Source organism: Sphingobacterium sp. NPDC055431, from assembly GCF_053644255.1.
Genome location: NZ_JBSHLH010000012.1, coordinates 82,011 through 102,418, shown reverse-complemented (window position 1 = coordinate 102,418; position 20,408 = coordinate 82,011). Strand labels below are relative to the sequence as shown.

The 20,408-nt window shown below is 39.4% G+C and carries 13 protein-coding genes; 6 read left to right on the top strand and 7 right to left on the bottom strand.

Annotated features, from left to right (window positions below; genetic code table 11):
• Positions 1–8: 8 nt before the first annotated feature.
• Positions 9–2,993 (bottom strand): SusC/RagA family TonB-linked outer membrane protein, encoded by a 2,985-nt coding sequence (locus ACWIB3_RS12110; protein WP_454291703.1) that lies wholly within the window; start codon positions 2,991–2,993, stop codon positions 9–11.
• A gap of 637 nt (positions 2,994–3,630) precedes the next feature.
• Between ACWIB3_RS12110 and ACWIB3_RS12105 the strand changes: the two genes are divergently transcribed.
• From ACWIB3_RS12105 to ACWIB3_RS12095, 3 genes are all read left to right on the top strand, one after another.
• On the top strand, positions 3,631–4,026 hold the full coding sequence (locus ACWIB3_RS12105; RefSeq protein WP_313258389.1) for a hypothetical protein: 396 nt from the start codon (positions 3,631–3,633) through the stop codon (positions 4,024–4,026).
• Positions 4,027–4,161: 135 nt separating this feature from the next.
• Entirely contained in the window at positions 4,162–8,502 is a 4,341-nt protein-coding gene (locus ACWIB3_RS12100) for a CusA/CzcA family heavy metal efflux RND transporter (RefSeq protein WP_454291702.1), read from the top strand.
• Between the two features lie 2 nt (positions 8,503–8,504).
• Entirely contained in the window at positions 8,505–9,650 is a 1,146-nt protein-coding gene (locus tag ACWIB3_RS12095; RefSeq protein WP_454291701.1) for an efflux RND transporter periplasmic adaptor subunit, read from the top strand.
• A gap of 60 nt (positions 9,651–9,710) precedes the next feature.
• Here ACWIB3_RS12095 and ACWIB3_RS12090 read toward each other — a convergent pair whose 3' ends face one another.
• Genes ACWIB3_RS12090 through ACWIB3_RS12065 form a run of 6 tightly spaced genes read right to left on the bottom strand, consistent with a single transcriptional unit; the run spans position 9,711 to position 16,592 of the window.
• Complete coding sequence (locus tag ACWIB3_RS12090; protein ID WP_454291700.1) at positions 9,711–11,507, bottom strand: amidohydrolase; 1,797 nt, start codon at positions 11,505–11,507, stop codon at positions 9,711–9,713.
• Between the two features lie 19 nt (positions 11,508–11,526).
• Complete coding sequence (locus ACWIB3_RS12085; RefSeq protein WP_454291699.1) at positions 11,527–12,210, bottom strand: YoaK family protein; 684 nt, start codon at positions 12,208–12,210, stop codon at positions 11,527–11,529.
• Between the two features lie 5 nt (positions 12,211–12,215).
• Complete coding sequence (locus ACWIB3_RS12080; RefSeq protein WP_185217025.1) at positions 12,216–12,638, bottom strand: DoxX family protein; 423 nt, start codon at positions 12,636–12,638, stop codon at positions 12,216–12,218.
• Between the two features lie 9 nt (positions 12,639–12,647).
• Complete coding sequence (locus ACWIB3_RS12075; RefSeq protein WP_454291698.1) at positions 12,648–14,564, bottom strand: amidohydrolase; 1,917 nt, start codon at positions 14,562–14,564, stop codon at positions 12,648–12,650.
• Between the two features lie 27 nt (positions 14,565–14,591).
• A complete protein-coding gene (locus tag ACWIB3_RS12070; RefSeq protein WP_454291697.1) occupies positions 14,592–15,884 on the bottom strand; it encodes an alginate export family protein in 1,293 nt (430 codons plus the stop codon).
• A 54-nt stretch (positions 15,885–15,938) separates the two neighbouring features.
• Positions 15,939–16,592, bottom strand: a complete 654-nt coding sequence (locus ACWIB3_RS12065; RefSeq protein WP_185211735.1) for a hydrolase — start codon at positions 16,590–16,592, stop codon at positions 15,939–15,941.
• 480 nt (positions 16,593–17,072) lie between these two features.
• Between ACWIB3_RS12065 and ACWIB3_RS12060 the strand changes: the two genes are divergently transcribed.
• The 3 genes from ACWIB3_RS12060 to ACWIB3_RS12050 all read left to right on the top strand — a co-directional run bounded on the left by ACWIB3_RS12060 (position 17,073) and on the right by ACWIB3_RS12050 (position 20,304).
• Positions 17,073–18,302 (top strand): DUF3748 domain-containing protein, encoded by a 1,230-nt coding sequence (locus ACWIB3_RS12060; protein WP_454291696.1) that lies wholly within the window; start codon positions 17,073–17,075, stop codon positions 18,300–18,302.
• Positions 18,303–18,385: 83 nt separating this feature from the next.
• Entirely contained in the window at positions 18,386–18,985 is a 600-nt protein-coding gene (locus ACWIB3_RS12055) for an RNA polymerase sigma factor (protein ID WP_454291695.1), read from the top strand.
• A 143-nt stretch (positions 18,986–19,128) separates the two neighbouring features.
• A complete protein-coding gene (locus ACWIB3_RS12050) occupies positions 19,129–20,304 on the top strand; it encodes a FecR family protein (protein ID WP_454291694.1) in 1,176 nt (391 codons plus the stop codon).
• Positions 20,305–20,408 lie beyond the last annotated feature (104 nt).

Below are 20,408 nucleotides of genomic sequence, written 5' to 3'. Positions count from 1 at the left end.
TAATAAGGTTAAAAATCTAGGCTAAGGTTTAAGAAAAATCTGCGTGCACTTGGGTATGGACCAACATCGATATTGTTGGCAAGGCCATTTCCAAATGTTGAAGTTTCAGGATCATAACCCGAATATTTGCTTATCATTACTAGGTTGTTGCCCGAGATACCTGCTCTAAAGCGTTGTACTTTGTTTTTGAACAATCTTTGGGTAACCTCAGTTGGCATGCTATAGTATAAACCAACCTCTCTTAATTTGATGTAAGAAGCATCTTCTACGAATCGACCGGCATTGTTGAATGGTTCTGGTTCTCTTTGTTTACCATTCGGGATACCATCACCGTTTCTATCACCGAACCAATCTTTTGAGTTACCACCTTCATCCAAGTTTAGGTTAGTTAAGTTGACATTGTAGCCACCTTTTTTCCAATCAAACAAGAAAGAGAAGTCAAAGTTTTTGTAGATGGTCAAGTTGTTGCTGAAACTCATGTTGAATTTCGGTTGGGAGTTGCCCCAAACCGTGTATTCACCTGGGTTGATCTGTGGAGTTCCTACGATAGTTCCTAGTTTTTCGCCTTCTTTCATCAGGAATGTTCCGTAACTAACGCCGAATCCACCAGTGGTATAGGTAGGGATTCCCAGTTTACTAATGGTAATATCGTTTTTCCAGAACATCAATCTACTGTTCCATTTAAAGTTTTCCCTTTCGAATGGAGTACCGGACAGGCTTAACTCGATACCTTTGTTGCTCAGTTCAGCAAGGTTGCTGGAAGTTGAAGTAAATCCCGATGAAGGTGAAAGGTTCAATGGCTGGATGTTGTTTGCGGTATTTTTGATGTAATAGGTCGCTTCCAAGGAAAGTCTATTTTTCAAAATTCCGACATCCACACCGAATTCCAATTCTTTAGCGGTTTCAGGAAGGATGTTCACATTTCCTACAATGGTAGAAAGGGATGAACCCAATAAACCGCCAATGTTCACACCAACCAAAGAGGAATAGGTTGCCCCAAAAGCTACTGGACCAGCAGTCTCACCGTAGGCAATCCTTGGTTTCAATTGAGAAATGAAGTGGTCTCTTAGGAAGTCGAAACTTGTTAAGTTCATCGCTAAGGATGCCTTAGGGAATGCAAATAATTTATTTGGATTGCCATTTAAAGAGGACTTATCAAAACGGACACCAAGGGTACCTATGATCTTATCTTCAAAGTTTGCTTCCTGTTGTAAGAAGATACCAGCTTCCTGAGTTCTCATAAAGAACTGGTTGAAGATAGTCTGAACAGCAGCTTGTTTAACATTTTTCTGAAGCGGCGCCAAACCTTGACCTCTTACAAATAGCAAGTCATCTTTGAAATCCAATCTCACCATACCTACCTGGGAGTTCATGTTCACACGTTTCAGGTTGAAGTTGTAAACCAAGGCAGCCTGTAAGTTTGTATTGAAACTCTCTTGCTTGCCGTTCATGATATCACCAGGATTGGCAATACTACGTTGGTATTGTAAATCTTCTGGCAGGTGGATGTTTGTTGTATTCTGTAAATAGTCTAGACCACCATTCAACACGAATTTCATATAACTGCTTTCCCCTTTGAATAGATCTATGCCTAAGTTGAAAGAACTGATTGACCTGTTTACCAAGGAGTTGTTGGTTGATTTATCCGTTAGGGCAATAGGGTTTTCAGTAAAGTATGGGTTGTCAGGGTAAGTACCATCAGGACGTTGTCTCAGGTCGTAGTAATTTGGCGTTGCAGCGATGGCATAGCCAATACTTGCTCCGGTCCTGTTTTGGTTTCCTGTAAATCCGCGATCGGTATTGGAGCGGATATAGCTAGAATTTACAGACAATTGGATGGCATTTGTGATCTTTTGGTCGATGTTTGCACGCACGGTATACCTTTGGAATCCTGTGTTTTTAATCAATCCGTTTTCATCATTGATACCACCGGCAACAAAGAATTTAGTTTTTTCTGTACCACCGGAAACATTTAAACGCGTGTTGCTTGAAAAGCGCTGATGATCATAGAAGTAATCTTCATAGTTCACAAAGCTATTGTTTGCTTTAGCTTCACGGAATCTTTCCAGTTCAAGGTTTCTACGATTTGTTTGGCTTTGGGTGGTACCACCATAGAAATAATTGATTTTTTCTTCGGACCAATCATCATAGCCCAGAAGCTTAAGAGGAGTTGTTAGACCAAAGTCCTCCGAGATCGATACTTTCGTACGGCCTTCTTTACCTTTTTTGGTGGTAATAATTATTACCCCAGCATTGGCACGGGTTCCGTAAATCGCAGCGGCAGAAGGACCTTTAAGGATTTCGATATTTTCGATTTCATCGGGGTTAATGTCGGCAAGGCGGTTTGAACCATCATCTTGTGTTGAGTTACCAGCGCCATTTACAGTTGCTCTACCGGTTGATTGGGTAGAGTTGTTCACATAGACCCCATCTAAGATAATCAAAGGTTGAGAGGCACCAACAAGGCTTGAAAGCCCTCTTAACTGTATGGACATACCACCACCTGGAGCTCCAGAGTTAGAACGGATGTTTGCACCCGTTACTTTACCGTACAGAGCTGCATCGGTCGTTTGAGGTTTAGTCACACCAGTCAGTTCAGCGGCATTCACCGAACTAACAGCATTTGCTAAGTTTTTTCTTTTGATAGATGAAGCCAAACCGGTAACAACGACCTCATTCAAGGTATTGTTCATGTTTTCCTGCATCTTGATGACAAGGTTGTTGCTTGCAGCAGAGACCTGGACTTCTTGATCTTCAAATCCTACCATTGTAAAGAGGATGGTAGCGGGAAGTTTTGGGGCATTGATGGTGAAATTTCCATTGTTGTCAGAGACACCACCAATTCGGGTGTCTTTAATCCTTACACTGACATTCGAGAGTGCTGAACCTGAAAGTTCATCAACCACCTTTCCTGAGATGGTTGTCTGGGCATAAGTCAATTGAACAAGACTAAGCCAAAAGAAAAGCACATAGAGCAGCTTATGTTTCTTCATAAGATTGATTAATTAGGGTTAGTTTTTAGGTTAAAAAAGTAATAATTACTAGAAAATTTTCTAGAAAAAGGCCACGGCTAAATTCGGTTTGTTAAGGTCTCAGGCGGTAAAACTAATTTAATTGGAACAGCTTTACAATTTAGAATTATTGTTGTCACTACTTTGTTACCAATGCCTGAATTGTTATCAATGTTTTTACAGAAAACGAAATTAATTGGCAAATAATTAAAGATTCAACAATTTTATTTAAAAGTCCATAAAGAATGTAGACTTTGTAAAATATGACAATCCTTGTTCCAAAGTGAATAAATTGGTCTGATCGTCTGATTTTCCTTGTTGAAAATTGATGATAAAATCATCAAATCTTTCTTAGTTCAAAAATAAATTTTTAGGCAAACACTTTTTTATAATTTCGCTATTGATAATTGGTAGTTAATTTTCTGCATAAGAGCTTGTTAGGTATTTTTGTGCTATCTATGAAATAAACAATAAATGGTAAAGAATCTGAACAGGATCAATAAGTATTAGGATAAGATTACAGAAAAGGGTCTGAGGATTCCTAATCACCTTATTTTGAACAGATTTAAATTATTGAACCCAACAATTATTAAAAACAATGTTTCTTAAATTTGATTTAATGAAAAAGCAGTTCGCCATATTGTTTCTATTTCTATACGTTTTTTCGACAACGGAATTAAGTCAATTGTTGAAATTACCTATTCTAATAGAGCATTATTTTGAACATAAAGAAAAAAGCTATGATCTCAGCTTTTCTGATTTCTTAGTATTGCATTACAACGAAGACCATTTCAAAGGTCACGCTCATGACGAAGATTATGATCAGGATAAAAGGCTTCCTTTTATGCTTCATAGTTCAACCTTAAGTTTTGTATTTATTTCACCAACAAGTATAAATCTTGAAGTAATAGACAAGGCTTATATCGAGAAGGAAAAGACCTTTCCTTTTGAAAATGAATTTTTAATAAATCACATTTACCTCTCGTCCATTTGGCAGCCGCCAAAGGCTTGTTAATCTTTCCGCCTAATATCGGTTTGTAATCACATTCTTGGGTAACCATGTCCAGTTCTTTAAGGAATTGCGGGGTTTCAAGGGGGTTACAGATTAGGCTTGAGTTTCATTTTTTTAAAGATTAACAGAATCCAGATTATGCTTACAAGAATTATTGAGTATTCCGTAAGGAATAAGCTCATTATCGCACTCTTGGTATTGGGGCTTATCGCTGTGGGGTCATATCAGCTTACTAGGCTGCCCATTGACGCAGTTCCAGACATTACCAATAATCAAGTGCAGGTTATTACAGTAGCCCCATCATATGGTGCAACTGATATTGAACGTTTGATTACCTTTCCAATTGAACAGGCCAACAATAATATTTCCGGCAGAAAGGAAATACGGAGTTTTTCGAGGTTTGGCCTTTCCTTAGTGACCATCGTTTTTGAAGATCATGTTGATATCTATTGGGCCAGGCAGCAAGTTGCTGAGCGTCTCCAAAAAGTGCAGCAGGAGATTCCTGCGGAAATAGGAATACCTGAGCTAGGTCCAATATCGACGGGTCTTGGCGAAATATATCAGTATGTAATCCGGGCCAAGACAGGCTATGAACGGAAGTTCAATGTGACAGAATTGAGAACTATCCAGGATTGGGTGGTTAGGCGACAGCTTTTAGGAGTACAAGGCGTTGCAGAGGTAAGCAGCTTTGGCGGCAAATTGAAGCAATATGAAATTGCCGTAAATCCAGATAAATTGAATGCCTATGGAATCACCATTCATGATGTTTTCCAAGCCTTGAATGATAACAACCAGAATACAGGTGGTTCCTATATTGAGAAAGGTCCGACGGTTTTATATATCCGTAGTGAAGGCCTTGTTAATTCCATTATGGATATTGAAAATATAGCCATCAACAAGGAGTCTGAAGTTCCATTGTTTATCAGAGATGTAGCGGAGGTAAAGATTGGTTATGCCACACGTTATGGTGCCATGACTTATAATGATGAAGGCGAGGTGGCAGGCGCTGTGGTGATGATGCTAAAAGGAGCCAATAGCAGCCAAGTCATAAAGGAGGTAAAAAAGAAGGTTGCTGAAATCCAAAAAACACTACCTGAGGGCGTGCTGTTGGAACCTTTCTTGGACCGGACAAAGATGGTCAACAATGCGATAAACACCGTTGAAACCAACCTTTTGGAAGGTTCCTTGATTGTCGTTTTTGTGTTGGTGCTATTTTTAGGAAATCTAAGAGCAGGCTTTTTAGTTGCTTCCGTCATTCCTCTTGCCATGCTGTTTGCCATCTGTATGATGAACCTGTTCTCGGTCAGTGGCAACCTGATGAGTTTAGGGGCCTTAGATTTTGGGCTCATCATTGATGGTGCAGTTATCATTGTTGAAGCGGTCATGCATCAACTGAGCAAGAATGCGAAATTCCAAGAATTGACCAATATACCGAACAAAAAGATGGATTCTATTGTGGTGGATTCAGCGGGTAAAATGATGAATTCTGCGGTATTCGGTCAGGTCATTATCTTGATTGTTTATCTTCCGATATTGACCTTAGAAGGCATAGAAGGGAAAATGTTTAAACCAATGGCAGAGACGGTTGCTTTTGCGTTATTGGGGGCATTTCTTCTCTCCTTAACTTATATCCCTATGATGAGTTCGGTTTTGTTAAAGAAAAGACAGCTAAAACCTTCCTTTTCGGACCGAATGATGAAAAAGATGGAAGCTCTATATCAAAGAATGCTATTTAAAGTATTGAGATTGCCCAAACTTATCTTTTCCATTGTTCTAATCCTATTTGCAATATCGATATGGATTTTAAGTCGGATGGGAGGAGAATTTATTCCTTCTCTGGAAGAAGGAGATTTTGCTGTTGACACCAGGATATTGCCCGGAAGTAATCTGAATACCACCATTGAAAGCGTCACAAAGGCAGCGAAAGTCTTAAAAACCAACTTTCCGGAAGTAGAAAAAGTAGTTACAAAAATAGGTAGTGGGGAAGTTCCAACCGATCCGATGCCGATGGAAGCCTCCGATATGATGGTTATCTTAAAAGACAAAAAGGAATGGACATCAGCCAGGACCTTTCCAGAAATGGCAGACAAGATGGCAAAGGCATTGGAGGATGTGCCGGGCATAACCGTTGGTTTCCAATACCCGGTTCAGATGCGCTTCAATGAGCTGATGACGGGTGCTAGACAGGATGTAGTGCTCAAGATATTTGGCGATGACCTCGATTCCTTAATGGAAAGTGCCAAGAAGATCGGAAAGATTATCAATGAAGTTGAAGGAACTCAGAATTTATATATAGAGCCTATATCGGGATTATCCCAAGTGCTGGTAAAGTTTAACAGACCTGTCATAGCACAATATCATCTTTCCATTGCTGAAATCAACAAGGTCATCAATGCTGCCTTTGCAGGGCAGCAATCAGGTCAGTTTTTCGAAGGGGAGAAGAGGTTCGACATCGTAGTGAGATTGAACCAGGATCTACGACAAAACCTTCGACAGGTTCAGGATCTCCTTATACCCACGAAAGAAGGAGTGCAGATTCCTTTGTCCAAATTAGCAACAGTGGACATCGTCCAAGGACCCAATCAAATTCAGCGAGAGAATGCGCAAAGAAGGATTGTAGTGGGTTTTAATATTAAGGATCGGGATGTTCAGAGTATTGTTGAGGAACTTCAAGGTAAAGTGGAACAACAGATTAAGCTTCCAGCTGGTTATTCCATTTCCTATGGTGGTTCTTTCGAGAATTTGAATAATGCAAAAGGTAGATTGATGATTGCTGTTCCAATAGCCTTAGCGTTGATTTTTATCCTGTTGTTTTTGGCTTTTAAGTCAATCAAAGAAAGCCTTCTGATCTATACGGCGATACCCTTGTCTATTATTGGAGGGGTGTTTCTTTTGGCATTCCGAGGGATGCCGTTCAGTATCAGTGCTGGGGTAGGGTTTATCGCTTTGTTTGGTGTGGCTGTTTTGAATGGAATTGTGTTGATCTCGGAGTTCAATAGGTTGAAGAAAAAAGGGATAAGGAATATTGTCAGGATTGTTATTGATGCTGGCGAAAGCCGTTTGCGCCCCGTCTTGATGACTGCTAGTGTCGCTTCATTGGGGTTTATCCCAATGGCAATCAGTTCAGGGGCTGGTGCAGAAGTTCAAAGACCCTTGGCAACCGTGGTCATTGGAGGCTTGATGGTTGCAACTTTGCTGACACTGTTTGTTCTTCCATTGCTTTATGTCACCATTGAAAATGGATTTAAAAGAAAGATTAAAAAGCCTGAAACATTAGTTGTCATTTTCTTGTTCATGAGTTCCTTTTTAGGTAATCAGCTTAATGCACAGACTCCTATTTCACTAGAGGATGCCATGCAATTGGCCATAAAGAAAAATCGCAATATTAAACTAGAGAAACTAAAATCTGACTATGCGAAAAGTTTGATAAAGACAGCTAGCTCCGATATTCCTCAGTTTGGGATCAATTCTGAATACGGCCAGGTCAATAGTGCCAATACGGATATCCGATTGAATGCCTCACAAAGCATTGCCTTCCCAACGGTTTACAGCAAACAAAAAGGCTTATTTACTGAGGAATGGAAGAAAAGCGAATTGCATATTGATATGAAAGAATATGAGTTGAAGAAAGCCATTTCCTTGACTTACTATGAGATGTTGTTCTGGAAGGACAAGAAAAAGCTTTTAGAAAGTTATCATCAGCTGTATTCTAAGATGGCGGAGAAAGCAACCTTGCGTAAGAAGGCTGGAGAAAGCAATATATTGGAACTGAGTACAGTGGAGAACCAAAGGTCATCGATTGGTGTTCAGGTCATGCAAATACAACAGGAACTTGAAATGTTGCATAAGCGTTTTAATTGGCTTCTCAATTCCAATTCAGCATTCACGGTAATGGATGAAGCTCATGCAAAACTTGCTTTTCAGGAGGGTCAAGACAACCCTCAAATAAGTCTATTGGAACAAGAAGTTGTCATTTCTGCTAAACAGGTTGAATTGGAGAAATCTAGGCTATTGCCAGAGTTGACACTAGGGTATAGTTTGAATAGTTTCAAAGGGATTGGTCCAAACGATATCTATTACAATGCCGTTCCAAGGTTTCATTCTGTACAGTTCGGGATAGGCTTGCCCATTTTCTCCTCAGGACAAAGGGCCAAAGTGAAAGCATCAAGGATATCAGAAAACATAGCAGAGAGCAATCTTCAAAACTTCAGATACAGCATGGAAGTTCAAAGGGAGCAGCTACATATTGCTTATCAAAATTCCTTAAAGATTGTCAATCAGTTTGAATCAAGTGATTTAAGGCATGCCCAAATAATTTTGGAATCTGCCCAAAGTCAATTTAATAATGGAGAGATCAATTACTTGGAATACGTGATGCTTTTAAATCAAACCGTACTGGTAAACAATAATTACCTAGATGCTTTGTGGAAGCTCAATGAAGCTGTCATTCAATACAAATTTCTTCTTCTAAATCAATGATCATGAAAATTATAAAATCAATTTATTTATATATATCCTTAATCCTGATGAGCATCATGTTTGCATGTTCAACGAAGGTAAGCGAACAACAAAGTGTGGCAAACAAAGTAGAAGAGGACCTAGTCATTTTAACGGACGCACAACTAAAAAATGCAGGCATCGAAGAAATGGAAATCTCCGATCAGCAGATTTCAGTGATGTTAAAAATGAATGGCAAGATTGATGTGCCTCCACAAAACTTAATATCCATCAGCGCGCCTTTAGGAGGATATTTAAAGCAAACAGATTTAGTGACGGGTAAGAAGGTGGCCAAAGGGCAGGTTCTTGCCATATTGGAAAATCCACAGTTTATTCAGTTGCAACAAGATTATTTGACTGCAAAATCGAAGTATAACTTTGCCAATCTCGATTATATCCGTCAGCGAGACTTGAACCAAGCCCAAGCTAGTAGCGACAAGGTTATGCAAGCTGCAAAATCTGAAATGGAAAACCAACAGGTTCTTATAAACACAATTGCACAGCAATTGAGGATGGTCCATATAGATCCTAATCAAATAAGCTCAACTAATATTGTCAATCATGTTGCTGTGTATAGTCCGATTAATGGATATGTCAGTAGAGTCAATGTAAATATCGGGAAGTATTTAAATCCCACCGATGTCCTTTTCGAATTGATCAATCCCAGTAATATTCATCTCAGCATTAAAGTTCTGGAGAAAGACTTGGAAAAATTAAAGGTTGGACAGGATTTAGTAGCCTATTCAAATCTAGATCCTCAGACTAGATACCCGGCAAAGATCCAATTGCTGGGGGCCATAATTGACGAAAATGGATTGGCAGATGTTCAATGTCAGTTTACCCAAAAGAACCTCAATTTAGTTCCGGGTACTTACATGAATATAGAAATTGCATCACAGACTGCTTTTTCAAAAGCATTGCCCGAAGAAAGCATCGTAGATTACAAGGGACAGAATTTTGTATTTGTTCATGAAGGCAAGAATACCTACCGCATGGTAGCAGTTTCTTTAGGCGAGTCAGATAAGGGATTTGTACAGGTGTTAAATGCACAGGATTTTTCGCAGAAGAAGGTTGTCAGCAAGAATGCCTATACGCTTTTGATGAAATTAAAGAATACCGAAGAAGAATAGTGAAGAACAGGATTTAAAAAATGAGCTGTCCATCTCGACAGCTCATTATTTTAAGACTGATTAATTTTCTTGGTAACCACCATAATATTTAACTGGGCTCCATGCGGGAATCACTTCCAGTTTTTCTTTGCTGAATGCTTTGAACTGATCATCTGCAAATACTATTTTCCCATCTACGATGGTTAAGTTAGATTTTAGTTTTTTGATATCATCTTCAGGAATGGTAAAATAATCCTGATCCAAAATGATCAAATCCGCATAATAACCTGGTTTTAGCAAGCCTTTTTCATTGCTTTGTTTGATAAGGTCGTAGCCTCCTTTTGTCATAAGTTCAAGAGCCAGTGTGCGGTCCAATCGATTTTCCTTTTGTAGGATTTCGGTATTTCCAACCGTCTTTCCAGAGACCAACCAATGGATTGCCAACCAAGGGTTGAAAGATGAGACCCGGGTGGCATCGGTGCCTAATCCGACAGGGATTCCCATTTCTAGGATTTTATGGATGGGTGGCGCTTGATTCGCAGCCTTCTTGCCATACCTTCTGATAAAATTCTCACCTTGGAAAGACATCCTATTTTGAATGGCAATCCCTCCGTTTAATGCTTTGATCCTTTTTAGGTTTGCATCACTTACCGTTTCCGCATGGTCAAAAAACCAAACAAGGTCTCCCAATGGAATTTCCTCATTAACGGCTTCGATCACATCCAACATCCTTCCAATGGTTTCATCATAAGTAGCATGCAACCTAAACGGCCATTTATTGTTCACCAACAATCGGATTACGGGCAGCAATTGAGTTTCCATGGATTCTGGTAATTCCGGTCTGGGGAAAAGGAAGTTCTCAAAATCTCCGGCATCAGAGACGATATTCTCGCCGGCACCAGCTACATAATAATCTTTGGGTACCGCTGTTGCTTTTGGATGGATGCCCACATCAACCATGCCTACCCATTTGGTATAGTCATTCAGCTCTTCACCTTTTTTCTGGGCGAAAAGGTAATGTGGAAGTCGAATGCTGATCTTTCCTTCTTCATTCAATTTATCGGTTATGCTATAATCATCCGGATAGTTTTGGAAACCACCACCAGCATCCATAACAGAGGTGATGCCTAGGCGATTCAATTCTGTCATGTAGAGTAAGGTTGAATTTATCTTTTCTGCGTCACTCAGCTCGGGCAGTTTGGAAAGGGTGGAGTACAAGATAAAAGCATTGGGTTCTGCAAATAACATCCCAGTTGGATTTCCGTGTTTATCTTTCTCTATTAATCCGCCAGGAGGATTTTCACTCTCCGAGTTCAGTTTCAGGGCGGCAACCCCCGCTTTGTTTAAATACACTTTTCCGTAAAGATAAAGGACGAAAGTCGGTACATCGCCGGTAGCTTCATTGATTTCCTCAAGTGTAGGGAAGCGTTCTTCCTTAAACTGATTCGGAGACCAGCCACCAACAACTCGCACCCATTGGCCTTTTGGAGTCCGTTCGGCTTGTTCTTTTAACATCTGAAGTGCTCTTTCCAGACTGCTCACTCCATCCCAGCGCAATTCGCTGTTGTAGAATCTGCCAGCTCGGATCACATGGGAATGGGAGTCAAAAAGACCAGGAATTACTGTTTTCCCTTTGGCATCTATTGTTTTGCTGGATTTTCCTCTCAACTTATTGATTTCAGCATTGCTGCCTAAGGCTAGGATTTTATTGCTTTTGATGGCGATAGCTTCAGCAGTGGGATTAGCATTGTCCATGCTATGGACTTTCGCGTTATGGATAATAATATCTGCCTTCTCTTGTGCCGATAATTGCGAACTGCAAAAAACACAGAGTATAGTAAGGTAGGCAAGTGTGATGTAGTGATTGAATTTTCTCATGATAGATATGTTTAAGGAACTAACTGCTTGCAATTTTGGCTTTTGAAAAAAACAGGCTGTAATAGAGCAGGACCAATGTTGCCGGAATCAACAGGACGACTAAGCCATATTTTGCAGAAAGCAGGGCTCCAGAGATACAGCCAATCAAGAACCCGACAATTAATATGAGCATCCTCCGGAAACTTTTTCTGGCATCAACATCTTTTTCCTTGCCCATAAAAGCATGACAAAAATCCAATGTTGCCTTAGTCACATTTCCAGTCATCACCGTCGTTGGTCCAAAAGTAGATTTACCATAGAGTTTATTGATGGCATTTTTAATACCTAGAGCAAACACTACAACCAGCACTATTCCGAAATTCACTAACGATTCAATGGGATAATCTTTACCGATGAAATGAGCGAGCAGTCCCGAGATAGCTAAAATGGTACCCATTACTAAATAAAGAGTACGTTCATTATTGATTTTGCTGTTAAGGTATCCCGTAAAATAAACAGCAACAATAAATACAGGAAAGGTCAGTAATATCCTGTAATCAGAAAGTTGCGGATTGTGGATCAACTTATTGGCAAAGACGACAAAGTTTCCCGTCACATGGGCAGAAAATACTTCATTTCCAGAAGTAAATGTTGCGGTATCTGCATAGCCGGCAACAAATACCAAAAGAAAATTAGCGATGATTTTTGAAATGTTGTTTTCCATGTTTTTTAATGTAGAAAGTTGTTTATGATCCAGTAGTCCACTGATTTGGTTCCTGCTCCAAATAGTACCAGCAACAATAGAGAAAGACTGTACATAAAGGGCACATCTCTTTCTACCACACTATCTTTCCTGTGGATGACAAAGTATCCGATAGCCGTGATCATTAATGCTGGCAGCATAACTAAGCGGGTACCAAGCCCTATGACTCCTAATAATGGAAGATATAGGGTGGCGAATACTGAAATTAAATTATTCAGTTTTTGAGGCAAACCCAAAGGATTTGGGGTGTCGTGATGGCTGTCCGTTTTCTTTAGACCATGCACTCGCATCAGTTCGATCATCAATAACACCCTGAACCCAAGGAATACCCAATTGTTAAATTCTGATCCTAAATCAGAGTATAATAGTTTGGTTATTAGCTCTTGCATGGATATTTATTAAAATGAAAAACAAGAACAGCCTAATGTACCCCAGAAAGACGTGTAATTATTTACTGGGACATTGCTCATCCTAGCCACATTATGGTTATGGCCATGAACATTGCATGAGCCGATACATGCGTGGATGTACTGTGCTTGCGCTTGGGCCATAGCCTTTGCTTTCGCCGATTTGACGTCGCTGCTATTCTTATTGTAGCTTGAAAGTTCTAGATTGTTAGATCCAGGGAAATAGCCATTGTAGTTTTTGGTCGGCGACCAATCCGGTAAAATTGGAAGGGCAGGAGGCGCTTCGTTTCGGAAATCACCTTTAGCATAGACGATCTTACCCCCAACAACGGTCAGGTCAGCTTCGATATCTTTGATTTCCTCTTCTTGAACATTGAAATAATCACGGTCCAAAACAACCAAGTCTCCTAATTGACCTACTTTGATCTCGCCCTTTTTGCCTAGTTCGTTTGAGAACCAAGAGCCACCTTTGGTATATAGTTCAAGAGCGGTTTGACGGTCTAAAATGGTTTGATCGGAATAGATTTTCTGTCCACCTACTGTTTTTCCGGCAGCTAACCAGTATAGGCCAACCCATGGGTTATAACTTGCAACACGAGTGGCATCAGTACCTCCGGCTACAGGAATACCCATCTCCAACATCTTTTTTACTGGTGGGGTATGTTCAGCAGCATCTTTGCCATATCGTTCGGTAAAATATTCACCTTGGTAGGCCATTCTATGCTGAATTGCAATACCACCGCCCAATGCTTTGACACGTTCAATGTTTTGTTCGGTAATGGTCTCAGCATGGTCAAAAATCCAATGCAATCCATCAAAAGGAACTTCCTTGTTTACTTTTTCAAAGACATTTAAGAATCTATTGATACTCTCGTTATAGGTCGCATGTAACCTGAATGGCCATCTGTTGGTAACCAAAAGCTTCACCACTTTTTCCAGCTCTTCTTCCATGGTTTCTGGAAGGTCAGGCCTTGGTTGCAAAAAGTCTTCGAAGTCAGCAGCAGAATAAACCAACATTTCGCCGGCACCATTATGCCTATATTTATCATCCCCTTGGAAAAGCTTTACACTGTCTATCCAGCCTTGAAAATCTTGATATTCCTCTTTAGGTTTCTGTGTAAATAGGTTGTATGCTATCCTTACGGTCAGTTCATCTTCATCCCTTAAGGTTTCGATGACTTTATAATCATCCGGATAATTTTGTGAACCACCGCCAGCATCGATTACACTGGTAATCCCAAAGCGATTCAACTCACGCATAAAATGTCTTGTGGAATTCAAGGACTCCTCAAAACCTAATTTTGGACCTTTGCCCAATGTCGCGTACAAGATGGTCGCATTTGGAGTCGCTAGGATCAAACCTGTTGGATTGCCATTGGCATCCTTTTGGATTTCTCCTCCCGGAGGGTTAGGCGTGTTTTTATCATAACCGACAGCACGAAGGGCAGCGGCATTCAAAAATGCTCGATCATATAAATGAAGGATAAAAACAGGGGTATCAGGAGCGATGGCATTGATCTCCTCCAAAGTAGGCATCCTTTTCTCTGCAAACTGCTGTTCTGTCCAACCGCCTACAACTCTGACCCATTGCGGACTCGGTGTGATATCCACCTGTTCCTTAAGCATTCTCAAGGCATCAGCCAAAGAAGGTACTCCATCCCAACGCAGCTCAAGATTGTAGTACAGACCACCGCGGATTAAGTGGGTATGTGAATCGTTGATGCCCGGGATAACCGTTCTTTGCTGCAGGTCCACAAGTTTGGTCTTGTTGTCCGAAAACTCCATCACTTCCTTGTCGGTACCAACCGCAATAAATTTATCATCTTTTATAGCCACTGCATTGGCTATCTGGTTTTCTTTGTCTAAAGTATTAATCTTTCCGTTATATAATATTATGTCTGCTTTCATGATTATTTATTTTTAAAAATTATACTTCTAAAATGAATATTGAATTCCCAATGCAGCTGAGAACAGGTCTACAGCATCCGATTCCTGTAAGAATTGATCGGTTTTGAAATAGGCAAAGTCACCCATGAGAACAAGCTTTTCTTTGAGGTGATACTGAGGGCTGACCTGAAACTGGCTACCAATGTTTCTTGATTCCTGATTTAGGCTTTTTATCAAGGGATTTCCGCCTACATCATATACGGCATCTTCACTCGAGTTCCTCCAGAAATAGATGTATTCTAAGGAAACTGTAAGGTCCTTGATAGGATTGATTTTGCTGTAAAGATGGATGTTGGTTAAGTTTTTAGGACCGATGATCGGACTTAATCCAAAATAGGCTCCTTTTGGATATATAGGATCGAAGGTATTCAGCGTTTGATCTGTTGAATCCTTGTCTCCGCTGATGTATTGCGCTTTTAAGCCTAAAATTGGTTTCCAATCTAATTCCGCAAACTTATACGTGATATGAGCTGAGGCCGTAGAGGAGTTGATCTGTTCCCCTGAATTAGTCTTTCCCCATTGTAGGAGTGCTTCTAGATCATAAGTGAAGTTTGAGGTGCCTTCCCAAATTCGAAGCCCTAAAGAGTGCTTCTTGGTTTCATAACTATGTAGGTTGATAACTTCCTTTTTTCTATGGATACCTAAATAGTAAAGGTCAAAATTCTGGATCACAGGAACATGATGCTTAACAGCATATATTCCCCATAGCACATTGTTCTGATTTAAGAATCTATCATTAAAGAAACCGGTCTTGGCTTGAACGTATGTGGAAAGAAAAGCATCAATCGACAGGTCATTTTGTTCATATTTAACCTTGATGGCATCAAATGACTGCCTGTTGTTAGGTCCTTCCCGAACAGAAATAATCCTTTGTGAACCATATTGAAGTTCCTGTCTTCCTATCGTCGCTGAAATCTTATTCGAGTTATTGATATTATGGGAATATTTATAATACGCTTGATGTAGATCCAAAACATTTTCATCGACGGGGGACACCGGTTTAGGTATTCCATTTGCCAATCCACTTTGGAACTCAACCTTGAATTGATGGGATGCACCTACATTTAAGGATGCATTCCATAAAAATCGAGTCAATAAGTAATCGGAATCATTTCCCTTTTTCCAATTTTGATTGTTGAAATGAAAATATTGCACCCGGATATCTCCTCCCTGTTTGAAATTGATTTTGTTTGATCGTTCTATGGAATCTTGCTGTTGGGAAAAACCAAAAACTGGAATTAATGATATGATTGAAATAAAAATATATCTGCTAATAGTCATTCGCCAGTTTTTGGTTTTGTTCATCTTCTACCTTAAAATAATAGGGTTAGAGGATTAATTGTTTTTATTAAGCATGTGTTTCGCATAGTGCACACCTAAACCGTATGATCCTGCTCTTTGCTTGATTAAGTTGTTTACAGGTTCGTAAGTTTCTTGACGTGCCCAATCTCTCTGTAGTTCCAATACATATTGAACAGCAGTGATCGGAATTACACCAGCTTGTTGCATGCGAATTAAGGACATGTTATGGGCCTCAGGTGTAATGTCACCACAGGCATCAGTAACAACATATACTTCATAACCTTCTTCAATTGCCGAAAGTGCTGGCATCGCAATACACACACTGGTCCACAGACCAGCCAATACCAATCTTTTCTTTCCTGTGGCTACGATGGCGTCATGGGCATTTTGGTCTTCCCAAGTGTTCATTGTGGTACGGTCGATATAAGGATGGGTTGCTTGCGGATATACATCTTCGATCTCAGGGAAAACTGGTCCCGAGAATGTTTCTTCGGCTACTGTAGTTACGATGGTAGGGACATTGAAGATTTTAGATCCTCCGGCTAGTAAGGCTACATGGGCGCGCAACTGCATCATGGGGATGGATGATGTTGCAAAAGCCATTTGTCCTTCATGGTCGATCAACACTAAAGCATGGTTGTCTGGTGTCAGAAGTGATTTTGCTGGGGTTGGATTTTTGGATGTCATGGTCTTTGTGATTAAATAGTGAAAAAAAATATTTAGTTAATTAGTTTCGCAGGTATTAAAATAATGTTCAAAACCTAAAACATATTTCAAAGTTATTTCCTGAATGATAACTATCCATTGATTTATGTTAATAAATTTAAAAAGAACAATTAAATGTTTAACCATCTAATTTCCAGTTTGTTTTCACAATTAATGTTAAATTATTAACAGCAGAGTAGGGATGTGTTCTTTGCTTTAGGCAAGGTTTTAAAAGAAAATTCTAACAGAAATCTTAAAAAGATGAAAAAAATTTAAAGTTATTAACCAAAAATTATGCGTGTTGGATAAAATATTATCAAAAATAAAGCGGGTGAACTTAGGGTTTGAATTTCATGGTCGATCCAAAACAGCAATTTTTGCCTTCTTTCCAGCTAAATTCCATAATTTGCTTCTTGTTATTGCAGCTGTTTTTTTGCCGGATGTAAAATGAATTCTAATTCCATGTATAAAATTGAAACGCTTACCCAATCCGATCGAGGACATACCCTTCACCATAATTCCGTTTTCAACTTCAATAATGAGTGGATCGTTTTCGACGCAAGGAACGACGATACTAAAATTGGAGAATGTACCGAAATTGGAATGGTCAATGTTAACTCCAAGGAAGAAAGAATCATATACCAGACCAAGAACCCAAGCCAATATGGTCCAGGAGTAGGAGCAGCATCTTTTCACCCGCATGAGAACTGTGTGATCTTTATCCATGGCTTACCTGATGCCAATGCTGAAAAACCTTACGCAATGACCCGCCGTTTTGGAATGATGGTCGAACTTGGTCATGAGATCAATGCATATCCAGCAGACTCAAGGGATATCCAAAAGCCGTTTTCAAAAGGAAGCTTAAGGGGTGGAACGCATTCGCATTGCTGGAGTCCCAACGGTGACATGGTTAGTTTCACCTATAATGACGAGTTTATTGAACCTGATTTAAGGACCGTTGGAGTAATGTTTCAAAAGAGTCCTGTAGAAAAAGTTGAACCTATTCCTGGAAATATACAAGGAACCTATTTTTCCAGCCTTTTAGCTCAGGTGGTACCAAAGGCCATCCCAGGCTCGGATCAAATCGTAAAAGCATTTGATGAATGTTGGTTAAATGATAATGTCTTGGCTTTTCAAGGTAATACGTTAAATAAGGAAGGTAAGCAGATAACCGAAATCTATATCGTTGAAATTAATAGGGATTTATTGCTCAAGGATTCTGTTAATGATGAAAACATTTTGGATTATCCAAAAGTACCTCAGGATATAGAAGCTGTTAGGATCACGAGATCGGAGAAAGGCTTGTCAAATTTAAGGCATTGGCTAAGAGCAAGTCCAGATGGAGGAGCCATTTATGCATTGGCCAAAGATAATCAGGATAAAAACCAAATTATACAATGTGAAATTCCTTCTGGGAAAATGATCTATCTTAGCGATTTTGATTTTTCAGTTGCATCAGCTATCAATCTTGATCCAAAAGGAGAGCGGATTACTTTTATTGCCAAAAATAATGTTTACCTCTTCCATTTGAAACAGTCCAAATTGGTTAAACTCACCGATTTCAATGAAGAGGATCTCCCTGTTCAAGGAATCCCTAACTTCTCTAGGAATGGTCGCATCATCGCATTTAATCAATTTGTGAAGAACAACGGAAAACTGAATCAACAGATTAAATTGATTTACCTAAAATAGAGCGTACGTTTAAACATGAATATCCGTCAATAACCAAAGGTTTTTGTAATTTAGGATGTTCATCACCCTAAGGAATAAAATACATGGTCGATCAAGGCAATAAAGACGAAAGAGAATTGCTTTTGCAATTGCAAGCTGGAAATCGTACTGCTTTTGAAAAACTATACCATAGGTACGCTGAAAAACTTACGATAAAACTCCTGCAACTCGTGAAATCGGAAGATCTTGCCCAAGATCTATTACAGGATATCTTTCTTAAAATTTGGCAGATCAGAACAGAATTAAAGGAAGAAAAATCTTTTGGAGCCTTGCTCTATACCATGGCGACCAATCAATCGCGAAACGCATTTAGGAGTTCAATTCGAGAACAGAATCGTATTTCTCAACTAAATACCGGAGAATTCTACTCGCACGTGGAGGAGAACTTACAGTTTGAAGAAACGAATAAACTATTTGAAGAAGCGCTATCTGCTTTGACACCTAGACAAAGAGAAGTATATGTACTCCATAAACTGGAAGGTAAAAGCTATAAAGAAATTAGTGAACAACTTCAGATCAGCCATTCCGCCATCAATCAACATTTGCAGATCGCTAATAAGCAGATCCGATTATTCCTTCAAAGTAGGCTTCCTCAGCTACTTTTGTTCTTGGTTCCCTTTGTCTCAAGCAATTATTTTCGCTAAAATCCTAAAATTATATATCTGATAATCAGGTTGATATAAATTATTTCAGTTTTTTTATAAAACTAACCTGTTACTTTTTTGGTATTCGGTGTATTCTAAGTATAGTCCACTAACTATTAATAAAGCCAATTTTAAAATCCGATATGGAAAAGAATGAACAATATCGCGTTTTGTTCCATAAGTATATTAACGATACTTTGGATAAGGATGAACTAGACCTGTTGACTTCCATGATTGACTCAGAAGAATATGAAGAGGAAATGGATGCTTGTTTTCGGGATTATTTCCAGTTTTCCGAGAATGATAAGGATCAGGAAAACCTGAAGATCAAATCTGTTCCAATTGTAGAAGAAACCTGGAAGCAATTGAACCTAAAAATCAATGAAGAACATCGTGTCATAGAATTTCCTAAGCACCGAATTTCACCAGTTTTGAAATATGCCGCTGCCGTACTATTATTGATGAGCATTTCAACGGTTTGGTACTATATATACAATAAAGCTAAAGTAACATCGCAGGAACAGGTTGCCTCAGCAGATATCCTCCCAGGAACCAATCGCGCAACTTTAACCCTTTCCAATGGAAATGCCATTGCATTAAGTGAGGGGCAGGAAGGACTTGTAGTCGGAGCAGATCAAATGACCTATGCAGATGGGACAACCATTATGAAAACTCCGGAAGTGCAGTTGGCAACCATTAGCACTCCGCGGTCAGGGCAATATCAAGTGACCTTGCCGGATGGCTCTAAAGCTTGGTTAAATGCGGCTTCATCCATTAATTACCCTACTCAATTTATTGGAGAAAACAGACAGGTAAAAATTACGGGTGAAGTATATTTTGAAATTACGAAAAACCCAAAGAAACCATTTATCGTTCAATCTAATAATCAATTCGTAAAAGTTTTGGGAACCTCCTTTAATATCAATGCTTATGGTGATAAAGGGCAGGTGATTACTACTTTGGTTGAAGGTAGTGTGCAGGTGAGCTCGGATCAGAACAATGCGGTTGTTAAGATTAAACCAGGTCAACAAGCTATTCTTTCAAGTAATGGAGAATTGCAAACCAGAGTAGTTGATACAGATGAGTATGCTTCCTGGAAGGATGGTCTCTACATGATCAATAACCTAAGTCTGGAAGATTTTGGAAAGAAAATCGAACGATGGTATGATGTTGAAGTAGATATGGGACCTTTTAAAGAACAAAAACTCTCGGCTACCATCAGAAGGGACGTGAAGTTAAATGAAGTTTTAGAAGCAATAGAATTAAATACCAAGATTAAATTTAAAGTAAAAGACAGGAAAGTAACTGCATATAAATAGGGGTCGATCTATTGTTTGCCATTACAAAAAGCTGCCGAGGTGCTGAAGACACCTCAGGCAGTAATGCCTGAAAAAATAAAAGTATAGCTAACTATTTTTTAAAC